Origin of the sequence: Faecalibacillus sp. MSK20_93 (assembly GCF_020589945.1) — a bacterium.
Lineage (GTDB): Bacteria > Bacillota_I > Bacilli_A > Erysipelotrichales > Coprobacillaceae > Faecalibacillus > Faecalibacillus intestinalis.
The window spans coordinates 1-21030 of record NZ_JAJDKA010000051.1 but is presented as its reverse complement, the minus strand read 5'-3'; the positions used below and the strand labels follow the sequence as shown (position 1 = coordinate 21030).

Here is a 21030-nt window from a genome sequence, read left to right as displayed (position 1 = left end):
TTGTTTACTCTTACTAGTGGTGTATTCCCTACTAGGTCTAAAAAACTGTTTTTTATTTCACTCATATTTATATTTCTCCTTATTCCTATGGATTTAGTATGATTTAAGAATATACTTATTTAAAAAGAATGTCAACGAATATGATAATAAAAAAAGGACCAACTCAGTTGGTCCATGATTTATTAAGCATTTAAAGCTTTTTTAGCTGTTTCAACGATAGCTGTGAAACCTTCTGGATCGCAGATAGCGATTTCAGATAACATTTTTCTGTTGATTTCAACGTTAGCTAATTTTAAACCGTGCATTAATTTAGAATATGAGATATCATTCATTCTAGCTGCAGCGTTAATACGTGCAATCCATAATTTTCTCATATTTCTTTTTAAATTTCTTCTGTCTCTATAAGCATATGCCATTGAGTGCATTACTTGTTCATGAGCAGTTTTATATAATTTATGTTTAGCTCCAAAATATCCTTTGGCTAATTTAATAACTTTTTTTCTTCTATGTCTAGTTGTATATCCACCTTTAACTCTTGCCATTGTGTATTCCTCCTGTATTTATTTTTAACTAAAATTATTTAGGTAATCTTGATTTAATTCTCTTGTAATCTGAAGCACTTACTACTGTAGCTTTTGCTAAGTGTTTCTTTTGTTTATGAGTTTTATTGTGTGATAAGTGTGAAATGTAAGCATGGCTACGTTTTAATTTTCCACTACCTGTTCTTTTTAAACGTTTTTTTAATCCGCTATGTGTTTTAATTTTTGGCATAATTGTTTCCTCCATTAATTATTTTTTCTTTTTTGGTGCTAATATAGCTGTTAAAGTACGTCCTTCTAATTTTGCTGGTTTTTCAATTTGACCAACTTCTGCACATTCTTCAACAAAGTCATCAATAACTTTTTTACCCAAATCAACGTGTGCAAGTTGTCTACCTCTAAATCTGATTGCAACTTTAACTTTGTTTCCTTCTTCTAACCATTTTAATGTTCTTTTTAATTTAACATTTTTATCATGAGTATCAATAGTTACTGATAATTGAGTTTCCTTTAAAGTTACCACTTTAGAGTTTTTCTTCATTTCTCTTGCTTTCTTTTGTTGTTCAAAACGATATTTACCAAAGTCCATAATACGACAAACTGGTGGTTTTGCATTAGGTGCAACACAAACTAAGTCTAAATTTGCATCATAAGCAATATCCAACGCTTCTCTACTACTTTTTACTCCTAATTGATCACCGTTTTGATCAATAACCAACACTTCCTTAAAACGAACTCTTTCGTTTACTAAATCATCAGGTTGTTTTGGTTTTCTGTTATCAAATCTGCTAATAAAAGCCACCTCCAATTATTATAGTTGAAATAAAAAGTGAGCACACTGAGTACCCACCATTGACATTAAGATTAAATCTTAGTGACATTTGCCTATCGACAAAATCAATCAGGCGAGAAGTAGGCACTTCTTCTTTCCACTACTTTTTATTGCACGTAGATATTACCATCATATGCCACTCATGTCAATAAAATTATTGATTATTTCAAGATTTTCAAGATTTTTTATTTTGGATTCAATACTGTTTCTAATTGATATTCATTATTAACTTTATTAACTATAATTGCACTGGCATTTTGTGGAAAATCAAGTGTTTTATTTTTTAATAACGTTTTAATAAATGCATATAAAGAACATCCATGACCTACCATTAAAATCGTATCATCATCTTGAAATTTCTTTTCTATATCATTTAATAATTCAAAATGTCTTTGAATTACATCTTCAACATTTTCACCTTCATATCCAGTATAATCCATTTGTAAATCATCTAACCAATTAGAAGATTCTAATTGAAGTTTATCTACAAATAAACAGGGTAATCCTTCTAAAAGACCAAAATTCACTTCTTTTAAACGACCATCTTCATTTAATAAAACAGAATGATTTTTTAAAATTATTTGTGCTGTATTTTTTGCTCGTAATATTGGAGAAGTATAAGCAGCATCTATTTTATAATCCTTTAACTGTTCTGCCATATTTTCTATTTCTTTTATTCCTTGCTTTGTAAGAGGTGAATCACACCATCCTTGTTTAAGCTGTATTTCGTTAAAATGTGTCTTTCCATGTCTAACAAATATGTATTTCATAAATACCTCCTTTAAAAAGCAGGTCAATCGACCTGCTATGATTTTAAGATTGGTTTTAATGCTTTGTAGATAGCTAGTGAAACAATTGCCCCTAGAATAGCTTCTAAAATACCATTTGTAGAAACAACTCCTAATAATACCGTTACTAAAGTAGAGTATTGCACTCCTACCGCACTCGCATATGCTTCACCAAAGAATATGTATATTCCTGATAAAACAAGCACTGTGTTTGTAATAGCTCCTGTTAAAGCACCTACAACAACACCTAAGTTTTCACGATTATTCTTTTTCATGATTTCAAAAACGAATCCAGCTAAATAGCCAAGTAAAATTCTAGGAACAAAAGCAATCAAAAGACTTTTGTAATTTCCTGACATTGTGCCTATTGTCACAAATGGGGAAAAACAAAAAGATGTAATGCCTGGTTGAATCGTTGCTTTGATTAAACTTGTTAATCCAAAAACAAAGCCCAACTCAGCCCCTGCTTTTTTTCCTAATACGATTCCTGCAATAATGACAGGAATGTGCATTGTTGTGGCATTTAATGGTCCAATTGGAATATATCCAAGGGGTGTCACAACAAGAATGATTTCAATCGCTAAAAATAAAGCCATTGAAGTCATGTACTGTGTCTTTTTCGACTTCATATAATCCTCCTACTGTCGCTCATAAAAGATGCAACGTTTTTATGGTATTCGCTATTTCAAATGTCTTAATAAGAGTCTTATAGATCTCTTTTAATATCAAAATATACGAACGAGAAAATTATATGCTTTTTCGATTATTTTTTCAAATCTTGATAAGCTAATAAACCATATCCACTCTTAGCTTTTTTAATCGCTCTTTGAATACATTTAGAAATGACTTCAACAGCTAAAATACCAACAGCATCAACCATTCCATCAACTTCATTTGTACTTAATACAAAAATTGTATCACCATCGCTCATTGTATGAACTGGATCAATACTTTTAGCGTAACCATTATGACTAATTCCAGCAATCTTTGTACATTGTGCTTTCGTCAGTTTGACATTCGTTACAATACATCCAATGGTTGTATTACCATCCGGTAATTTTCTAAGTTGATCCATTTGATCTAAAATAATTTGACTAGCCGAAACACATTTTTTATCAATATTAACACCTGCCAATATTTCTTGCGTTTGATAATCAATGACATTTCCACAGGCATTTACAGCAACGATCCCTGCTACTTGAACATTTCCAACTTGTACACCATATGTTCCAATGCCACCTTTCATGGCATGTTCAAATCCTAAAAGTTTACCAACACTAGCACCACAACCAGCGCCATAGTTTCCTTCTTTAATCAAATCATTTTCACTATCTTGACAAGCCTTATACCCCATTTCTTTATCTGGCCTTATGTGAGGATTTCCCACCGATAAATCAAATAATGAAGCACCACATACAATCGGTACTCTTGCTACAGACATATCAAAACCAACACCATGTTCTTCAAGATATTGCATGGCACCACTAGCTGCGTCTAAACCAAAAGCACTCCCACCACTTAACATAACAGCATGAATTTGTTGGACCATATTAATTGGATTTAATAAATCTGTTTCTCTTGTAGCAGGACCTCCACCACGAACATCTACACCGGCTGTCGCTCCATTTTCTACAATAACAACACTACATCCTGTAGCTGCTTCTTGATTTTCATATTGTCCTACTTTTACACCTTTAATATCCGTTAATTTTATTTCTTTCATCATCTTTTTCCTCTTTTTTATCATTATACTAAAAAAGTAGAAAAAAGCTTTAAACTTTTTTCTACCAACTCATTTGTAATATTTCATCACTATGATCTTTTAATTGTTTTAATCCTTTGTATTCTTTTGTTATTTGATGATCCTTTATATAAAGTAATGTAGCTGATTTAACTTTTTGATTTTCAATAACTACTTCTTTATCCTTTATTTTCACAAAATAAACATTACTTACTGCCTTATTAAGACGAGCTATCCCATTTTTAGAATCCATGCTTTCTTGATCATCCATTGAATAAAAATAAACCCAATATTGATTAAATTCCTTTACTTTTAAAACTTCACTTATTTTTAAATGATTATAACTTTTATAAGGATTTCTTTTTTGCATATTATAAAAAACAGTTCCTAGACACACAATTAAAACAACACCAATCATTATTACCTTTTTCTTCATCTTCTTTTCCTCCTTATCTATACTTTAATCCTATTCTTTTAAATAAATAGCAAAGAGGCACCAACAACCATCAACCTGTCCCCAACAACAAAATCCAAATAAAAAAACTATGTTATAATACACGTACAGGAGGAAGTTATGAAAATTACTGTTGGAAAAATAAAGAAAAGAAAAATCATCTTATTAAACTTTGTTATTTTACTTTTTGTTGTTTGGTGGTTAGGTGTTTTCTTTATCATGTATAAACATTTTTATGAAAGAATAATGTTTTTTGGTGTTCTTATTATTATATTATTATTGATTTATAGTTTCGTACTACCAGGAATAGTTTTCGCTAATACCATGTGGGAAGTCGATCAAAAATATTTAAGATACATTTATTTTGATAAAAATTTAGATAAAGCAAGGTATCTTTATTCTTTTCTTTTTAAAAATAAATATCCTAGATATCAAATCAATTTAAAACTTTCACAAATTGATTTTGTACAAATCTCTTATTATCGTTATTCTTTTTATCCATCAAAATATTTAGTAAATGGTTCTGGAAATAAAATTGTGTTTAAATTTAATATGTTGGATGGTTCTCAATATATTATTGAAAATTTAGTAAGTTCTGATAAAGAAACTTTTAGTAAAGGCATTGAACTCATGAAAAAAAATGGTGTACGTTTTGTTGATTCTTATCATTTATTGGATATCATACGTTCAAATAAAAATCTTGATCAATATATTGCAGCTATTGAAAAGGAGAAAAAACATGATTAGAATTTCTCTTATTTCAAAGCATTACCAACAAATAGAACCACTTATTCAACAATTCTTTGATGATTTGCAAATAGAATACAAACTTACAAATTATACACATCAAACAGTTCAAGATATTTATTTTGTAGAAATAGAAAAAAAGAATGATTTAAATATTTTAAATCATCTTAAAAAATTAAATAGTACTCTGATCTATATTATTGGACCTAAAGATTTTGATCTTGTAAGTATTTGTTTACAAATGCAAACACATCTTTATTTCATTAATAATGAATTAGAAAAGCAATTTATTCATTATCATGATTTTATTCAAAAACAAATTCAAAAAAACTTTCAATATTATCTTTATCAAAGAAATGGAATTACTTCAAAAATAAGATTATCACAAATCTATTATATCGAATCACTTAGACATCAAATTATTATTCATTCTATTAATGGAGAAATGATTGAAAGAAAAACATTAAGTCAATTTATTAAAGAAATACAATCTCTTGATTTTATTCAAATTCATAAATCATACATTATTAACAAAAGATTTATTCAAGAAATTAAAAATCAAGAAGTTATTTTAAAAGAACAAACACATCTTCCTATTGGAAGAAGCTATAAAGAAAGTTTAAAGGAACAAAATTAATGTTCCTTTTTTTATAAAATAAAAACCCTCACTCAATAGTGAAGGATTACTACTTACAACCATTTTTATTCCGCATATTGGCAACGGTATACTTACTTCTCGTCCAATTTTATAAAGAAAAATAGTTATTGTAAACAATATTATTCAACACTACCCATTCTTATAAATCAAATAATTATCTTTCTTTTTAAATCCAAGATGTAAATACATGTTTATTCCCTCTTTTGAACTATTCAAACAAATCATTCCAACATCTTTTTGATAATTTTCAATAAGATATTCTACCATATATCTACCAATCCCTAAATGTCGATAATTTTCATCTACCCAAACATTCGTTATTTGTCCAACTTTTCCTTTGGAATTTTCATTACTTGGAAGGATATCATAATAGTAAATTGTAGCTGTTGAAATAATTTGATTTAAATGATAGCCCACCAATGTATGACATTCATCTTTTAACATTTTTTCTTTATAAAAAACTCTAATGTTTTCTATTGTAGAATTTGTTATTTTTTGATTAGAAAACATTTTTAAATCTTTTATTCTTATCTTTACTAATAATTCTAAATCATCTACACCTAGTACTTTATATTCTATTTCTTTCATATGCTTTCTCCTTTGTTTTATTATAACAAAATCTTTTTACCTATTTTTTACAATTTCCTTAGTTTTTATTGATAGAAATATCATTCTTCTTTCTATATATTTTAAAAAGAATAGAGGATAGATAAATGAAATTAAACGAAAAGAAAATCAATGAATTTTTTAAAATAATTAATGAAAAGAAAATAAAAAGTGTTTTTCAACCTATTGTTTCCTTAAAAACAGGAGAAATAGTATCTTTTGAAGCCTTAAGCCGTATCACTTTAGAATCATGTACTCTTAATATTGAAGAATTATTCAAGATTGCCAATACACTTGAACAATCATGGAAATTAGATCAGCTATGTCGCAAATGTGCTATTAAGGCAAGTCAACAAATACCTTTAGGAAAAAAGTTATTTATTAATGTAGATGCTAATATTTTATTAGATTCAGATTTTGTTCAAGGATTTACAAAAGAATATTTAAAAAAATATCATTTAGATTCTAATAATATTGTCTTTGAATTATCGGAAACAACTTCTATTGAGGATAAACATTTATTTAAACAAGCCGTTAGACATTATCGTAGTCAAGGTTTTGAAATTGCTATTGATGATGTTGGTTCAGGTTATTCTAATTTAAATAGAATCAATCATACACAACCTGAATATATCAAATTAGATAAAGAACTTATTCAAGATATTCATTTAAATAAAGATAAGCGTACAATGGTAGAAGTCATGGTCAACTATTGTAAAGTTATGCATTATAAATTAATTGTTGAAGGTATTGAAACAAAGGAAGAACTTGAATGTTTAATTCAATTAGGTATTGAATATGGTCAAGGTTATTATTTAAAGAAACCTGTTGATAATTTTGATGATCTTTTACCAGATATCAAAGAAACTATCAAAAAATTATACAACAAATATAAGAAAACATTAGATATTCCTACAATAGATTCTCTTTGTCATTTCCCTTGTACATTAAAAACCTATCAAAATATAAATAATGCTTATCAAATTTTTGAAGAAAATAATACCACTCAAAGAATTTATGTTATCAATGATGAAGGACATTATTTAGGTTATTTAAAAAGAGAAAATATACTTTGTGATTTAGATATTGTTGAACCTAATCTTTTTAAAGATTCTTTGATTGTTCCATCACATCTTCCTATTAAAAATGTTTGTCAACTTTTTCTTGAAAATGAACATTCACATTTTTATGAAGATATTATTGTTTTAAAAAACCCATGTTTTTATGGCATTGTCACAATTAAAGATTTATTAAAATATTTAATAAAATAGATAATACGCACTTTCCCTCTATTAAGTACAACTTAATAAAGGGTTTTATTATGTTCTACAAATGTTATAATAATAGAAATATTTCAATAAAAGGAGATTATATTATGTCTATTAAATTAGTAAAAGCATCAAATGAATATCAAGATTTAATTGTTGATATGTTGAAGGAGTGGATTGATTATAATAATAATCATTCTGAAGCTAATACTTCTCCAGCTTCTATTTTTAAAAATGATTATCATAATTTTGATTATTATATTAATAATCTTGATTTAAAAAATCCAAAACCTGGTTTGGTAGAAGATTCAACATTTTTCGCCTTAGATGTAGAAAGAAACAAAATGGTTGGAGCCGTCAACATTCGTCATGAACTTAATGATTATTTATTAAATTATGGTGGACATATTGGAGATGGGGTAAGACCCAGTGAAAGAAGAAAAGGTTATGCAACTAAAATCATCGGTTTAGCTTTAAAAGAATGTCAAAAGTTAAATATTGATAAAGTATTACTTGTTTGTGATAAAGATAATATTGGTTCTGCAAAATCAATTAAAAACAATGGTGCCATTTTAGAAAATGAAATTGTTAAAGATAGTAAAACAATTCAAAGATATTGGATAGAAATTGAATAAGGGTTCAGCTAAACCCTTTTTTTGTTATAAAATCCTATATTTGTCCATAAAGAAATCATTACGTAATAATGATTTGGCAACCCAGCCAAGACAAGGTTTAATATTCATTTTCGAAACCTTAAAGCTTCTTACTTCATACCTCTTTTCATTTGCTCACTTGATAAAGTTTTCAGAGGATATTCATTGATCCTTTACTATTTGGACTTCCTTGTAATACAATAGTTTCCATCGTTTTCCCACCCCTCTATATATGAAAAGTGGTATTGCTTTGCAATACCACAAATATTCAATATTTAGTCTTCTACTTTATTAATACAAGCAAGTGCATTTAAGCTACGAGGATATCCCATATATGGAACACATTGTAAAACAACATTTGTAAGGAAAGCTTTATCATTACCTAAATTTAAGTTTCCTTGAATATGGGCCATAACTTGAGGAACACAATCACCTTGTCCATATAAGAAACAGAAAGTAATCATTTCTCTTTGTTTTAAATCTAGACCTGTTCTTGTATAGTAATCACCAAAGCAGTTAGCTGCTAACCATTTATTGACAGTTGCTTTTTTCCAAGCTTCATTCATATGTTCCCCAAAGATATCTACTTGTGCTTGAATTCCTTTTTCTAATCTATCTTCAATAGTCGTTGTTGTTTGTGACTGTAATGGAAGTTCGATTTCCTTTTTATTAAATACTTCATTTGTAACTTTTAAAAATTCGAGCATTCTTCCATATCCTAAATAGTCAGTTGCTTGATAAACCATTTCTTTAACTTGTATAGGTGATAAAACATCTAAAGCTTTTTCAAGAACTTCTTCATAAGCACAAATTCCTTGGTTTCCCATTAAAACGGATAAGATAGCTAAATAACGAGTAGGTTCATCTAATTTATTTCCTTCATCATTTTTAACTTCTTCTAAAAAATAATCAAATCTTTCTTTATATTCTTTATCTGTTGCATATAAATTCATCCTTCTTCTCTCCTTTTATTTAATTTCATTTACCCATTCTTTTACATCGTTTGAATCCTCTTTTAATGCTGACTTTGAAACGTGCAATCCTTTTACCACTGTACCACTACTTGAATTGTTTTTTCAGTATCTAACAATCTACTTTCACCACTTGTACAAAATGGTGCAATCGTTCTGTTAGATAAATTATAATCATCAAAGAATGTATAAAGAATCATAGGCATATCTCCCCACCAGTTTGGATATCCTACGTAAATGGTTTCGTATTCATCAATATTTTCAACTCTATTTTTAATCTTTGGTCTTGATTTTTCTTGTTATTCCTTTTTCGCATCATCAACAACCGTATCATAGTCATCACTATAAGCTACTTCTGGGATGATTTCAAAGATGTCTGAATTGGTTTGTTTTTGTATTTCCTTGACAATATTTTGAGTACTTCCAAACCAAGAGAAATAAATAACTAATGATTTTGAATTGGCTTCCTTTAAATCTGTTTGTGTTTTGTTTTCTTTTTAGCGGTTGCTTTTTTACTACTACAAGCACTACAGGTAAAAACTAAAAGTAAAGGTTACATCAATGTACAAATCTTTTTCATTTCTTATTTCCCCGATCCATTTCATATCTTAAATAATCAATTCTGGATAATTGTTTTTCTTTTAGATGAACTTCATCTAAGATTCCTTTTCTTTTTTTATTTAATAGTTTTAAACATTCATTTTCATTCTTTTTTAAAGAAAGTTTCATATATTTTTCTATTTCTTAAACCGAAAAATCTAAATCGTATAATGTCATAATCAAACTTAATATTTTTAAGTCTGTTTCATCATATTGCCAAGATCCCATTACTTTTTTAACTTCTTAACACAATCCCCAACTTTCATATTCTTTAAGGATATGAATTGGAATATTATATTTTTTACTTGCTTCTTCAATTGTTATTCGTATCACTCTTTCTTTACATCTTTATTATAATTCGCTTTATTTTAAATATCTAATACTTATAATTTATCAATAACGATACCTTTTAGGTATTAAAATAGATGATATTTCTATCATCTCTTAAAGTATTCTCTTGCACATTTGATAAAAACAGTTGTTGCTGGTAAAAAAAATTGTTCCTTTTTCCAAGCAAGTGGCATTTGTTGATGAAGTGATGATTTTAAAGCTAAAACATAAATCTTTATAACCATAACTTAGCTTGATACCTAAAACAACACTCACTTTGCTTTGTACAAAGAAGGGTTCTACCACGAGAAACATTTCCTTCATCTTTGCATGATATATTGAAAGATAATAAGATCATCCATATAAATTCTAATCGTAAATGGTTCTTTATGTTTGTCATGTTTTTCAACAATTAAACATCTAAGTTTAAAACAATCATCATAATTAAAATCTTTAACTTCACTGTATTTCATGATTTCTACTTCTTAATCAACAACATATTCTTCACCCGGTGATAAAATAACAACTCTTTCAGGATTAACGACATTGTCTAAAATATCTTGTGGATTTCCATTAAAAGCACTTGCTTCAGGTGCATCAACACTTCCCCAATGAATTAAAACAAGTTTTGTATTTGGATAAGTATTGGCCAGTTTATAAGCATTTTCTAAACCAATGTGCACAGGATTATCCGCAAAGTCAAAGAACATTACATCTGGTGGGTCCATATGTAATTGACAATCCAGCAATTTAGAACCTCCTACATACCAAATTTTCTTTGTTGGTGTTTTTACATAGAAACCACAATATTCACGATTTTCCCATACACGATAATTATATTTAGCAATTTGATTTTACCAAGCATGATCAGCAGGTGTAAGTTCAACATCAATATCATTAATTTGAATATGATCTCCTATATCATGTCCAATTCCATCTACACCACACTCTTCTTTCATTAAAGAAGCAACATAATAAGAAGTATGATATTCTTTACAAATATCTTTTAAATCTCTACACGTTGGTCTTGAATAATGATCGTTATCTACATGGGATACTAAAATAGCATCAACATGCGGTACATCTTTTACATCAATTGGCATATCAATCAATAAAGGCATATCAAAGCCTTCTAATAGGGGATCTATCATAATCACTGTTCCATGGTCATTGATCATGGCTCCTCCTCCACCTAACCAATAAACACGGGTATTTCCTTGATCTTCAAAATCTTTTTTTGTCATTATGACTGTTTTTGGTGCAACTGCTTGTCCTTTTTCATTCTTTAACATAGATATTTCATCCTTTCTTTTATCTAATTCTATTATATTAAATGAAATATTAACAACAATGCATAATCCTCTTTATCTATCCATATATTGACAATTCATCTTATTTGTCCATTTATATAAAAATTATAGCTTCTTTAATAGGTAACTTATGATTAAAATTCAATAATTTCTGGTTCATGAATAAATGATGAAAAAATAGCTGTAGCATTTTCAAAATAGAAAACTTCCGTATTGCCATCATCTGCTTTATACATCTTTTGTAAACTTGGATAAGCATCTAACATAGATTGTCTTGCTTCATTACGATCATCTTCGATTAATTTTCCACTTACTCGTAACCATTCTCCATTTTTAAAAGCACAAATTTCTGCTTTAGGATTTTGATGAAGTTGTTTTGAAACATCTTTGACTTTTCCTGTTTGAATATAAAGCTTTCCTTCAAAAACGTGTACTGTTCCAAAGGGTCTTACTCTTGGTTGATCACCTTCTACTGTTGCTAAATAATAAGTTTCTACATCTTTTAAAAATTTTAATACTTTATCCATAATGATCCTCTTTTATTTACTTTATTTTATCACTGCATAAAAAAAAGGACAAAAAATTTGTCCTTACCATTTTTCTCCTGGATATTGCATTTTCCATTCTTTACGAAGTTGACTCATAATATCCATGACATCCTTTGTATACTCTAAATTTAAATGTGAAGCATCTTGATTTCTAACAGCTTCTTCCATATCACACATTTCATAATAAAGTGCATTTTCAGTATTTCCTTTTTCAATAACTGTTTGTTTTCCTGTTACAGCATCCACAATCGTTGCTTTTTGTCCACGAGGAAATTCATAAACTTCAATATACCCTTTTTCTAATGAAATCATAATTCTTTTAGGTTGTTTTGAATGCATTGATAAAGCAATCGTTGCCATTTGTTGATCTTCATTTTTAAGTAAAATCGTTGCTTGTTCATCAGATCCTGTAGGTGCAAACCTCACTTGACTTACTATTTCATTTGGCTGTTTAGACATAAAGCTACGTACTGCAGAAAGAGCATAAACCCCAATATCTAATAAAGCTCCACCAGCAAGATTCATATTAAAAAAACGATTATTCATATCATATTCTTTAAAACTTCCAAAGTTTACTGTCATGATTTGCATTTTACCAAGTTCACCGCTTTGCACGATTTTCCATAATTCTTTATAGATTGGCATATGCCAAATGGTCATGGCTTCTGCAAGAATTAAATTTTTCTCTTTAGCAAGTGCCATCATTTCATCTAATTCACGACTATTTAACGTAATTGATTTTTCTACGAATAAATGCTTCCCATGTTCTAACGCCTTTTTCATAAATTGATAATGTGTATTATGTGATGTTGCCAAATAAATAATATCAACATTTTCATCATCAAACACTTCATCAATTTCATCATAGACTTTTTTAACACCATACTTCTTTGCAAAATCAATAGCCTTTGTTTGTGTTCTATTGGCAACTCCATAAAGTGTTTTATCCGTCTTTTGTAAAGCTTGTGCCATTTCATTAGCAATCACACCTGTTCCTATGACTGCCCAGTTCAATTCTTTTTCCATACAAATCCCCCTTGTGACTTTATTTTATCATATTTGTGTATAAATAAAATTAACAAATATCATATTATTTCATGTTCTTATTATAGAACAAAAAACATCAAACAGCATCTTGTGTTCTGATATCAGAACACAAACATAAATATTAGGAGTTTTGTTCTAGTACTAGAACAAAAAAAATTGTAGATACTGTCCTACAATCTTTTTTTGCATCAAATCTTAATGAATATCATATCCTCTTTTATATGTACAAAAAAATTATTCTTAATCCAAATAAAAATAAAAATATTCCTAAAATCATATAAGAAGTAACATATTCTTCATCTTCATAAACAATATGCAATCTTTCATCATAATAAAAGAAGTCAATATCTCCTACTTTTTTTTATAATCATGTCCTTTGGTTTTATATTTTACATTCGTTCCTTGATGAATAGATTGATAACAATATATATACGTAATTTCATGAACACTAACAGGTGATTTATATACGGATGTTAATTCCATAGGAATCATTTTAAAATTATCTTTGAAAATAAAATAGTTTAACCCCTTCAATATATTAAATGCACCCTTTATAGTAAATAAAAAACCTATTATCATATTCAACCTCATCTATTGTAATTAATTGAACTATTTAAACAATCATCTACATTACACATTTCTTTCTATCAACTTTTATTTATTATTTTCACTTCTATTGCCAAATTTCAATTAATAAAAAAGCCTTGAAAATCAAGACTTTTTAATCATATTGGCGTCCTCGAGGTGATTCGAACACCCGATCTATCGCTTAGGAGGCTAACAACCACCAATTTTTTTAGTTTAATTTTTTTATCCAATCCCTTAAAGTCTATATACACCAACACTTTTGAAGATTTCTTGGTCTCTTATAATTTTTCTAATTTTATCTATTTTTTGCTGTTTTTTTATGTCTTTGTTAGAAATCTGTTAGAAAACATCAAATTTTCTCGTTTGAAATATTCCTTCAAAAGCCTTGATTTTACTATGTTTTCTAATTCATCCTCGGTTAGATTCGAACTCACTTATGACAGCCATTGTTAGGAAAACCCTTGTTTTTAATAATTTTATAGTAATTTAGCCTTAAATTCAAAGAAAAAAATGGACCTGTAGTCCATTTATAAAGATAACATTTTTTTCAATTGTTCTCTTAATGCATCATTATTTTTTAGTATATCCACCAATTCTGATGCATCATCTTTTTCCTCATTTTCTTTAGAAGCATAGAATTCATCTTCAAACTTTGTAGCATTAACTTTTCTATCTTCATCAATAATATGTGCATATCTTTTAGTTATCATATCGGCTGATTTATGACCAGTATCCCCTTGGGTTGCTTTGATGTCCCCTTTGCTTAATTTAAGTTTATAAGTTGCACTTGAGTGTCGCAAAGAATGAAATACTACTTCTCGTAGATTATTCACTTTTATAAACTTTTTAAATCTTTTTTCAATATTTGTTTTTTCTATTGGATTTCCATCTTCAAAACAAATAACAAGATTGTTATCATCATAGATACTACCAAGTTTCTTTTTTATATCATTTTGTTTTTTCTTCCACTCTTTTAACATATAAGCAACTGTTCGAGGTATCCACACAGTTCTTGCTTTGCCATTCATCTTAAGTGATTTCAAAACCAATACTGTTTTACATTCTCTTTTTAGTTGTGTATCAAATTGTTTATAGATTTCATCCTTTGTTAAAACACCTATCATTTCCTTATCAATTCTAACAAATTGTTTATCTATAATTAATCTAGTATTGTCTTTTTCAAAATCTTCATCTTCGATAAATACATTATCCCAAGTAAGTGCTAATAATTCACCTATTCTCAGTGAACAAGAGAAAGACAAGTTTATGCACAAATATAATATTTGATCTTCACATATTTCTAAAGCATGCTGTATTTCTGTTGCTGTCCATATTTCTCTTTCCTTAGATTCACAATAAGGTAAATTACAATCAATGAACACATTTTTCTTTACAACTTCCCATCTAAGAGCTTGTCGCCATGCACATCTTAATAATTTTACTACTGATTTTATTGTGTTAGGCGATACATATTGAGGTGCATTTTTTCTTACACCATAATTCACATTTTTAGTTTTAGTCAGTTTATTAATATATTGATCAACATTTAACGTTGAAAATGATTGTATTTTTTTATCACCTATAAGTGGATAAACATAGTTATTCAATAAACCTGTATTAGCTTTATAATTATTAAACCCCCAATGCTTTGTACCATATAGCTCAACAAACGTTTCTAAAAATTCTCTGATTGTTTGATTACTTGGAGCTAAAAACACTTGATTATTTACTTCATCTTCAATCTTCTTTTTTTTAAAGATTGCTTCTTCATAGTTTTCACATTGCTCCCACTTTTGTTTTCTTTTTCCATCAAATGAATCAAACCAATAAACAACATAATATTTTCCTTTTCTATTTGTAATTGATGCCATTACTATCTCCTCCTATATCCATATTCTATGGAAAACATTATGTTTTAACCAACGTGCGATTATAAAAAAGACAAGTTCTACTCTTTGAGTATACTTGTCAATTCATTTGATAAACTTGAATTATTTTTTATTAATGAAATCATTTTTGATAAATCTATTTCCTTTTTCTTAGGTACGTTTATATCTTTTAAATTCACACTTCGATAATTTGTACCTATAGGTATTATATTGTTATTATACGATAATCCACCTTTGATGTATCCAATTTCAAAATATTCTGAATAATCATAAAATAACGTTCTGTAATAAAAATCTCTAATAGTCATTACCTCTTCCTTATATATAATTCTTTCCTTAGAAAAGAATTCCAACTTGCTCATCTTTACATCTGGTAAATTATTTTCATATTTTAATTTATCAAATTCTTTATTGATAATCCTATCTTCACACGCTTTACCATTAATCAGTGAAAAAACGAGGCCATTATTTTCATATTCTTCATAGGAAATTTGACATTTTCTACCTTCTACTTCTTTCCATTTTATTAGCATTTTGGCTACATTAATAGGAATATGGATTTTCTTACTATTTTCAATTTTATAAATGACAAGCCTAGTATTACCCTCATCATTTATTTTCGGATCAAATTGCTTAATAATATTTTCTCTATGTTCATTAATGTAGGATATCTTCTTTCTTTTTAATTTTTTATTCACTACAGCATAACAATTATTTTTTTTGATGTTTTTATGACCAATATAAAGGTCATCCCATTTTAAAGCCAAAATTTCATTCATCTTTAAATCAGTTCCAAAAAAACAATGCAAGAACATATGTAATCTTGTTCCTTTACATAATTCAAAAATAGTATTTAAAGTATCAAAATCCCATTCAACTAAATAACGATTAGAATCATTTTGTACTTTATAATATTGCATAGGATTAACATCATATAAATTCATATCCGTAGCATATTTAAATAATTTATTGAAAAAAAACTTTATATCATTTTTTAATGTTTTAGAAATTACTTTTTCCTTATTGCCATACTTTGAAACTTGATTATTTACCTGTATACTTAAATTTTCAATAAATGTTTGTGTTATATTCTTTATATAAATATCTTCAAAATAATCCATGATATATCTTCGTGTCAAACTCACATAAAATTCATACTTTTTATAAGTATCTTTCTTTAAAGAAACTTTCTTTAAATAAATATCAATAAAATCTAAAAATAATGTATTTTGATCTATCTTATATTCTTTATCATATTCACAATTATTGATTTCATCTACTCTAATATCGACATATTTCTTATCAAAAAAGCTTTCTCTACATGAATTTTTTACTCCATTACATATTTTGTCGTAAGTAATCGTAGTAATGTACTTTCTTTTTGTTATTTCCACATTTGTTCCTCCTAATTCTATTTATTAAGCCAGTTATCAAATGATTTTTTAGATATTCTTACAATTTTTCCTAGTTTAATGATTTTAAAGTAATTTTCATTTAACAAATTATAAGAAGAATTTCTTCCAATTTTTAAGATATCTTTTATTTCTTCTAATGTATAAACTTGATTATCAAATGTTTCTTCGTTATTTAAAAGAAAACCTTTATTATTAATCCATTCATTAAAAGATTTCATAGATACTCGTATTGTCGAACCAATCCTAACAGCATTCATGTCATTACTTTCAATAATTTTATAAGCTAGATTCTTGCCACATTTAAAAATTCGTGCAATATCCTGTGCTGTTAGAATTTGTTTTTCCCAATCATTTACTATATTCATTTTCTGACTTCTCCTTTAGTTTATTAAGATGTTTATTCACATACAAATGTGCAAATTTATTAATCGTACATTAATTTAAACCAATACTTATTCGTAAAGACCTATCCATTAAATCGATTTCCTGATCCTCTAAAATACTTAGTTTTTCTAACAGCCGACTTTTATCAATGATTCTTATTTGTTCAAGTAATATCATAGATTTTTTATAAATTCCTGTTCTTTTACTTATAACCAAATGTGTTGGTAAATATGCTTTGCCTAATTTTGTTGTAATCGGTGCAACAATAGTAGTTGTACTAAATCTATTGCCAGTATTATTTTGAATAATCACAACAGGTCTAATACCACCTTGTTCACTACCTATACATGGATCTAAATCAGCCATATAGATTTCTCCTCTTACTATGTTTTCTATCAACTTCATCACCTTCTTTTTTATGTATAACTAAAAGCAACAGTAAAGTTGCTTTTAGTTAATTGTAATATCAGTAGATTGCTTTGCCATGCAATTCCACGAGTCCCACATAATCTTCAAGGCGTTATATGTTCTCAAAGGGTTCTAACCTTCAATAGTGTTTTGCGTGCGGCAAATTTAATTACTCATGCGAACACTATGCGTATCATTATATTCTTATATTGTCATCGCCTCATAGCAGCACCTATGATTATCATCAAATATTACTCGCTCTCAATATATATTGGTCATGGCGTATTCATGATTGGGCTTAAATATAAGTAACGTTACCGATATTACTATTCTATTTTCAATGTACTCTAAAAAAGTCTCCTTATATTTCAAAGAAAGTTTCTTTTCATCTATAAGGAGAAAAAAGCAACATTTGTCACCTCAAAAAAAAATAACTTTTTTATTTTCTATAATTAACATATAAAAAAAGAGTAATCATGATTGTATTATTAATAATCACAATTACTCTATAGATTTTAATCTGCTACATCATATCCATTTTTTTCTAATATTATTCTTAGTTTATCTAATGCTTTAGATATTGACTTGAATACTGATTGTTTTGTACAATTTTCCTCTTTTGCTATTACCTGTAATGATTTTCCTTCTACAAATCTTTTATATATTCTTTTACGTTGTACTATGGTCAAATTGTTAATCCCTTCTATAATTAATTTCAAAAGATCATCATGAACCATATTATCTAAATATACTGTATCTTTCCTATTAAAATCCTCCCTATGTATTTCAACATATGGACTTCTTTCTAGAGAATAGTATACTTTATGATATCTTAATTTTCTATCATATGCTGATTCAATATGTTCATACTTGTCAATGATTTCTAATATATCTGTCGCAACTTCAATAAGCATATCCTCCGTATAGTATTCTGGATATAATGATTTCAAATTTACAATTATTGTTTGCATTTCTATTTTTCCTCCTTCGACTAATGGAGGAAAATAAAAAGAAAGTAAGACTAATAATTATAGAAGGTATTGCTCTAATTTAACCAAAAAAAAAAGCAACTCACTTAAAGTAAAAAAGTGAATTACTTATATATACAATATGTACTAAACAGTTTTTAAATTAAACCCACATTCAAAATTCATATCTAATTTTTCTTTATAAAATATAATTTTGAGAAAATAAAATAGAAAATTCATTAATTTATTTTAAAAAGTACTTTTATCTCTATATTATCATTTTTTATTTGAAGTTTTCTTTTTTCCACAACACTTTCATCATAGCTATCATTAAATTTAAATACTTTATCTGTGCATAATGTCAAAATCTTTAAAACTACAAATTCATTGACCTCATATAGATAAAATTCAAAAGTTTTATTATCTAAACAAAACTCAGTAATTTGTTTTAGGATTGCCTTTATCTCTTTAACAAAATTTTCATTTTCTAAAATTCTTGTATTATTTATCGTGATAACTTTCTTTATTGAAAAGCCATCATTTTCTAATGAAATAAAGTATTTAACAATTTCTTCATCAAATAATTTGATACCTGTAAAATTAGAAAATTTATAAAAATCAAATTTATTTAATTGTGTTTCTATCAGTCTTTCAATTGCGTCATAATTATTCGTATCTAAATAATGCTTAAAGGACATCAAAATATAACACATCATATGTTTTTCTTGTAGCATTTGATAAGAAAGCTTATTAATCTTTTCATAGGTTTCTGCCGCATACTTACTTTTTACCAATTCTTCATTCAGAATGAGATTGTTTTGATATTCTTTTTGAATATTAAAATAAAATATAAAAAATGAACAACACATAACAATTAATTGAAATAATAATTTATACATATTAGCAGAATTTACCATATGATAAAAAATCATTTCAAATAATAATGTATACACTCCTAAAAAAGATAAAACAAATAAACAAAACGACCACCAATAATTACCTACTAATAATCTGTTTTTATTCAATCTATATTTATTATCATAATAGCTAAATAAATAAGATAAAGCTAAAAATACAATTCTTGATAAAAAAGATAAGAAAATAATGTAAATATTATTAGAAGAAATTTGCATTGGATTTATGAAAAATATTGTGGAAACAAAAATAATAGACACTGTATTAGAAAAAAGTAGAATTATTATCAGTATTGCTGGTACAATAAAATATATTAAATTTCTTTTTTTATCATAAAAAGAGGATATGAAAGTAAAAATTACAATCAAAATAATCATTAACCAATAATTATTTAATAGCAAATTATTAAATACAAAAGTAACTAATGTACAGATAAGTGTTAAAATAATAATTAACTTGTTATTAATAATATTTAATATTTTAAAATCAAAATAAGCAAGGATGAAATCTTCAATCAACGTCATAATAATATCAAAAAAAATCATCTTAAAAGAAACTCCTCATATTTTCTTACTAGCTCATCTTGATATTTTCGACCAACAAAATATTCTTCATCATTTAATGTTATAACACTTGTTTTATTCATTCTTTTAATAAAATTAAGATTAACTACTAGACTTCTTTCAATTTGAACTAATTCATCAAAAGATATTTGATCCATAAATTTTTTTAAAGATGAATATATCAAATATTCCTTCTTATATGTACTAATATATAGATCATGACCTATTGACATAATATATTTTATATCACTCAATCTAACAATATGGCTTCTTCCATCCATTTTAATACATATCTTTTTTAAATTTTCTTTTAAATAAGCCTCTATTTGTCTCAAAACTTTTATAATATCAAAATCATATTTTGTTTTTCTTATAAATTGAAAAAAACCAATAGATAATGCGGGAAAAACAAAATCCTCATGCATGGATACAAATACAATAATTATTTTAGGAAACTTAGATTTCAAATAAGCTCCTATATTAATCCCATTCATTTCAAAGTTCAAATCAACATCTAAAAAAATGAGATCAATTTGATCAATGTCCTTTATTGTATCAAATGAATCATTTAAAATAATAAAATCAATACTTTCATCTAGCTGTTTAAAATACGACTTAACATCAACTTTTAATTTATTAGAAAATTCAATATCATCATCAACTAAAACAATATTCATTATAAAAACCTCCAAAAAAGCAAAGAATTAAGTCATTAAGGGCGCTCTAAATAATCGAGTGCTTTAGCGAAATTCGCTCTAAATTATTAAGGGGGATATTGATGTGGAATCAGTATTCCCTCTAAAATATT

26 protein-coding genes, 2 pseudogenes and 1 other annotated feature are annotated in these 21030 nt (G+C 27.1%); of the genes and pseudogenes, 4 read left to right on the top strand and 24 right to left on the bottom strand.

What is annotated here, in order from left to right; translation table 11 throughout:
- Nucleotides 1-182 precede the first annotated feature (182 nt).
- From rplT to LJD34_RS12615, 7 genes are all read right to left on the bottom strand, one after another.
- Nucleotides 183-542, bottom strand: coding sequence for a 50S ribosomal protein L20 (gene rplT / locus LJD34_RS12645; RefSeq protein WP_022002087.1), 360 nt, complete (start codon nt 540-542; stop codon nt 183-185).
- 34 nt (nt 543-576) lie between these two features.
- Nucleotides 577-771, bottom strand: a complete 195-nt coding sequence (gene rpmI / locus LJD34_RS12640; RefSeq protein WP_022002088.1) for a 50S ribosomal protein L35 — start codon at nt 769-771, stop codon at nt 577-579.
- A gap of 18 nt (nt 772-789) precedes the next feature.
- Complete coding sequence (infC, locus tag LJD34_RS12635; RefSeq protein ID WP_032089875.1) at nt 790-1347, bottom strand: translation initiation factor IF-3; 558 nt, start codon at nt 1345-1347, stop codon at nt 790-792.
- A 7-nt stretch (nt 1348-1354) separates the two neighbouring features.
- Nucleotides 1355-1473, bottom strand: a sequence feature (ribosomal protein L20 leader region).
- A gap of 83 nt (nt 1474-1556) precedes the next feature.
- Nucleotides 1557-2141, bottom strand: coding sequence for a histidine phosphatase family protein (locus LJD34_RS12630; protein ID WP_022002090.1), 585 nt, complete (start codon nt 2139-2141; stop codon nt 1557-1559).
- 35 nt (nt 2142-2176) lie between these two features.
- Complete coding sequence (locus LJD34_RS12625; protein ID WP_147580545.1) at nt 2177-2788, bottom strand: ECF transporter S component; 612 nt, start codon at nt 2786-2788, stop codon at nt 2177-2179.
- A gap of 134 nt (nt 2789-2922) precedes the next feature.
- Complete coding sequence (locus LJD34_RS12620; protein ID WP_147580594.1) at nt 2923-3882, bottom strand: P1 family peptidase; 960 nt, start codon at nt 3880-3882, stop codon at nt 2923-2925.
- 61 nt (nt 3883-3943) lie between these two features.
- Nucleotides 3944-4336, bottom strand: a complete 393-nt coding sequence (locus LJD34_RS12615) for a hypothetical protein (protein ID WP_227360053.1) — start codon at nt 4334-4336, stop codon at nt 3944-3946.
- A gap of 138 nt (nt 4337-4474) precedes the next feature.
- Between LJD34_RS12615 and LJD34_RS12610 the strand changes: the two genes are divergently transcribed.
- Nucleotides 4475-5101 (top strand): hypothetical protein, encoded by a 627-nt coding sequence (locus LJD34_RS12610; RefSeq protein ID WP_227360052.1) that lies wholly within the window; start codon nt 4475-4477, stop codon nt 5099-5101.
- Nucleotides 5094-5738 carry a LytR/AlgR family response regulator transcription factor gene (locus tag LJD34_RS12605; RefSeq protein ID WP_032089870.1) on the top strand — a complete coding sequence of 215 codons (645 nt, stop codon included), beginning with the start codon at nt 5094-5096 and terminating at the stop codon, nt 5736-5738. The genes LJD34_RS12610 and LJD34_RS12605 overlap by 8 nt, the downstream gene beginning before the upstream one ends.
- Nucleotides 5739-5888: 150 nt before the next feature.
- On the opposite strand, the gene LJD34_RS12600 is transcribed toward LJD34_RS12605, so the two are convergent.
- Entirely contained in the window at nt 5889-6347 is a 459-nt protein-coding gene (locus tag LJD34_RS12600) for a GNAT family N-acetyltransferase (protein WP_107030110.1), read from the bottom strand.
- 125 nt (nt 6348-6472) lie between these two features.
- Here LJD34_RS12600 and LJD34_RS12595 point away from each other — a divergent pair, with 125 nt between their 5' ends.
- Together LJD34_RS12595 and LJD34_RS12590 are read left to right on the top strand one after the other, a co-directional pair.
- On the top strand, nt 6473-7636 hold the full coding sequence (locus tag LJD34_RS12595; RefSeq protein WP_118473350.1) for an EAL domain-containing protein: 1164 nt from the start codon (nt 6473-6475) through the stop codon (nt 7634-7636).
- Between the two features lie 104 nt (nt 7637-7740).
- Nucleotides 7741-8268 (top strand): GNAT family N-acetyltransferase, encoded by a 528-nt coding sequence (locus LJD34_RS12590; protein WP_107030108.1) that lies wholly within the window; start codon nt 7741-7743, stop codon nt 8266-8268.
- Between the two features lie 293 nt (nt 8269-8561).
- On the opposite strand, the gene LJD34_RS12585 is transcribed toward LJD34_RS12590, so the two are convergent.
- The 16 genes and pseudogenes from LJD34_RS12585 to LJD34_RS12510 form a co-directional block, all read right to left on the bottom strand.
- Nucleotides 8562-9239: a carboxymuconolactone decarboxylase family protein gene (locus LJD34_RS12585; protein ID WP_107030107.1), complete on the bottom strand. Its 678-nt coding sequence runs from the start codon at nt 9237-9239 to the stop codon at nt 8562-8564.
- A gap of 92 nt (nt 9240-9331) precedes the next feature.
- Nucleotides 9332-9700: pseudogene (locus LJD34_RS16835) on the bottom strand (flavodoxin).
- A gap of 133 nt (nt 9701-9833) precedes the next feature.
- Nucleotides 9834-9986, bottom strand: coding sequence for a hypothetical protein (locus LJD34_RS12575; protein ID WP_227352247.1), 153 nt, complete (start codon nt 9984-9986; stop codon nt 9834-9836).
- A gap of 308 nt (nt 9987-10294) precedes the next feature.
- Nucleotides 10295-10432 (bottom strand): hypothetical protein, encoded by a 138-nt coding sequence (locus LJD34_RS12570; protein WP_155522453.1) that lies wholly within the window; start codon nt 10430-10432, stop codon nt 10295-10297.
- Between the two features lie 75 nt (nt 10433-10507).
- The gene (locus LJD34_RS12565) at nt 10508-10660 is read right to left on the bottom strand and encodes a hypothetical protein (protein ID WP_155522452.1); all 153 of its coding nucleotides are present in this window, start codon (nt 10658-10660) and stop codon (nt 10508-10510) included.
- 12 nt (nt 10661-10672) lie between these two features.
- Nucleotides 10673-11338 (bottom strand): annotated as a pseudogene (locus LJD34_RS12560) (MBL fold metallo-hydrolase).
- A gap of 293 nt (nt 11339-11631) precedes the next feature.
- Complete coding sequence (locus tag LJD34_RS12555) at nt 11632-12024, bottom strand: pyridoxamine 5'-phosphate oxidase family protein (protein ID WP_118749099.1); 393 nt, start codon at nt 12022-12024, stop codon at nt 11632-11634.
- Between the two features lie 63 nt (nt 12025-12087).
- The gene (locus LJD34_RS12550) at nt 12088-13071 is read right to left on the bottom strand and encodes a Gfo/Idh/MocA family protein (protein ID WP_147580558.1); all 984 of its coding nucleotides are present in this window, start codon (nt 13069-13071) and stop codon (nt 12088-12090) included.
- A gap of 372 nt (nt 13072-13443) precedes the next feature.
- Entirely contained in the window at nt 13444-13671 is a 228-nt protein-coding gene (locus LJD34_RS12545) for a hypothetical protein (RefSeq protein ID WP_227360051.1), read from the bottom strand.
- Between the two features lie 536 nt (nt 13672-14207).
- Complete coding sequence (gene xerC / locus LJD34_RS12540) at nt 14208-15551, bottom strand: tyrosine recombinase XerC (protein WP_227360050.1); 1344 nt, start codon at nt 15549-15551, stop codon at nt 14208-14210.
- Between the two features lie 77 nt (nt 15552-15628).
- Complete coding sequence (locus tag LJD34_RS12535; RefSeq protein ID WP_227360049.1) at nt 15629-16963, bottom strand: hypothetical protein; 1335 nt, start codon at nt 16961-16963, stop codon at nt 15629-15631.
- Nucleotides 16964-16980: 17 nt separating this feature from the next.
- Nucleotides 16981-17349, bottom strand: a complete 369-nt coding sequence (locus tag LJD34_RS12530; protein ID WP_195932684.1) for a helix-turn-helix domain-containing protein — start codon at nt 17347-17349, stop codon at nt 16981-16983.
- A 70-nt stretch (nt 17350-17419) separates the two neighbouring features.
- Entirely contained in the window at nt 17420-17734 is a 315-nt protein-coding gene (locus tag LJD34_RS12525) for a type II toxin-antitoxin system PemK/MazF family toxin (protein ID WP_118516409.1), read from the bottom strand.
- Nucleotides 17735-18291: 557 nt separating this feature from the next.
- Entirely contained in the window at nt 18292-18747 is a 456-nt protein-coding gene (locus tag LJD34_RS12520; RefSeq protein WP_227360048.1) for an RNA polymerase sigma factor, read from the bottom strand.
- A gap of 236 nt (nt 18748-18983) precedes the next feature.
- Nucleotides 18984-20204 carry a hypothetical protein gene (locus LJD34_RS12515; RefSeq protein ID WP_227360047.1) on the bottom strand — a complete coding sequence of 407 codons (1221 nt, stop codon included), beginning with the start codon at nt 20202-20204 and terminating at the stop codon, nt 18984-18986.
- Nucleotides 20201-20899, bottom strand: coding sequence for a LytR/AlgR family response regulator transcription factor (locus tag LJD34_RS12510; RefSeq protein ID WP_227360046.1), 699 nt, complete (start codon nt 20897-20899; stop codon nt 20201-20203). Before LJD34_RS12510 ends, LJD34_RS12515 begins: the two co-directional genes overlap by 4 nt.
- Nucleotides 20900-21030: the final 131 nt, after the last annotated feature.

What these genes read in the sequence shown, in the direction of transcription:
- LJD34_RS12530 (WP_195932684.1), bottom strand. Translation starts at nt 17,349, where the DNA reads ATGAATATAGTAAATGATTGGGAAAAACAAATTCTAACAGCACAGGAT.
- LJD34_RS12585 (WP_107030107.1), bottom strand. Translation starts at nt 9,239, where the DNA reads ATGAATTTATATGCAACAGATAAAGAATATAAAGAAAGATTTGATTAT.
- LJD34_RS12630 (WP_022002090.1), bottom strand. Translation starts at nt 2,141, where the DNA reads ATGAAATACATATTTGTTAGACATGGAAAGACACATTTTAACGAAATA.
- LJD34_RS12620 (WP_147580594.1), bottom strand. Translation starts at nt 3,882, where the DNA reads ATGAAAGAAATAAAATTAACGGATATTAAAGGTGTAAAAGTAGGACAA.
- rpmI (WP_022002088.1), bottom strand. Translation starts at nt 771, where the DNA reads ATGCCAAAAATTAAAACACATAGCGGATTAAAAAAACGTTTAAAAAGA.
- LJD34_RS12625 (WP_147580545.1), bottom strand. Translation starts at nt 2,788, where the DNA reads ATGAAGTCGAAAAAGACACAGTACATGACTTCAATGGCTTTATTTTTA.
- LJD34_RS12615 (WP_227360053.1), bottom strand. Translation starts at nt 4,336, where the DNA reads ATGAAGAAAAAGGTAATAATGATTGGTGTTGTTTTAATTGTGTGTCTA.
- LJD34_RS12610 (WP_227360052.1), top strand. Translation starts at nt 4,475, where the DNA reads ATGAAAATTACTGTTGGAAAAATAAAGAAAAGAAAAATCATCTTATTA.
- LJD34_RS12565 (WP_155522452.1), bottom strand. Translation starts at nt 10,660, where the DNA reads ATGAAATACAGTGAAGTTAAAGATTTTAATTATGATGATTGTTTTAAA.
- LJD34_RS12575 (WP_227352247.1), bottom strand. Translation starts at nt 9,986, where the DNA reads ATGAAACTTTCTTTAAAAAAGAATGAAAATGAATGTTTAAAACTATTA.
- LJD34_RS12605 (WP_032089870.1), top strand. Translation starts at nt 5,094, where the DNA reads ATGATTAGAATTTCTCTTATTTCAAAGCATTACCAACAAATAGAACCA.
- LJD34_RS12515 (WP_227360047.1), bottom strand. Translation starts at nt 20,204, where the DNA reads ATGATTTTTTTTGATATTATTATGACGTTGATTGAAGATTTCATCCTT.
- rplT (WP_022002087.1), bottom strand. Translation starts at nt 542, where the DNA reads ATGGCAAGAGTTAAAGGTGGATATACAACTAGACATAGAAGAAAAAAA.
- LJD34_RS12595 (WP_118473350.1), top strand. Translation starts at nt 6,473, where the DNA reads ATGAAATTAAACGAAAAGAAAATCAATGAATTTTTTAAAATAATTAAT.
- LJD34_RS12520 (WP_227360048.1), bottom strand. Translation starts at nt 18,747, where the DNA reads ATGCAAACAATAATTGTAAATTTGAAATCATTATATCCAGAATACTAT.
- LJD34_RS12550 (WP_147580558.1), bottom strand. Translation starts at nt 13,071, where the DNA reads ATGGAAAAAGAATTGAACTGGGCAGTCATAGGAACAGGTGTGATTGCT.
- LJD34_RS12600 (WP_107030110.1), bottom strand. Translation starts at nt 6,347, where the DNA reads ATGAAAGAAATAGAATATAAAGTACTAGGTGTAGATGATTTAGAATTA.
- LJD34_RS12510 (WP_227360046.1), bottom strand. Translation starts at nt 20,899, where the DNA reads ATGAATATTGTTTTAGTTGATGATGATATTGAATTTTCTAATAAATTA.
- LJD34_RS12555 (WP_118749099.1), bottom strand. Translation starts at nt 12,024, where the DNA reads ATGGATAAAGTATTAAAATTTTTAAAAGATGTAGAAACTTATTATTTA.
- LJD34_RS12545 (WP_227360051.1), bottom strand. Translation starts at nt 13,671, where the DNA reads ATGATAATAGGTTTTTTATTTACTATAAAGGGTGCATTTAATATATTG.
- LJD34_RS12570 (WP_155522453.1), bottom strand. Translation starts at nt 10,432, where the DNA reads ATGGTTATAAAGATTTATGTTTTAGCTTTAAAATCATCACTTCATCAA.
- xerC (WP_227360050.1), bottom strand. Translation starts at nt 15,551, where the DNA reads ATGGCATCAATTACAAATAGAAAAGGAAAATATTATGTTGTTTATTGG.
- LJD34_RS12525 (WP_118516409.1), bottom strand. Translation starts at nt 17,734, where the DNA reads ATGGCTGATTTAGATCCATGTATAGGTAGTGAACAAGGTGGTATTAGA.
- LJD34_RS12590 (WP_107030108.1), top strand. Translation starts at nt 7,741, where the DNA reads ATGTCTATTAAATTAGTAAAAGCATCAAATGAATATCAAGATTTAATT.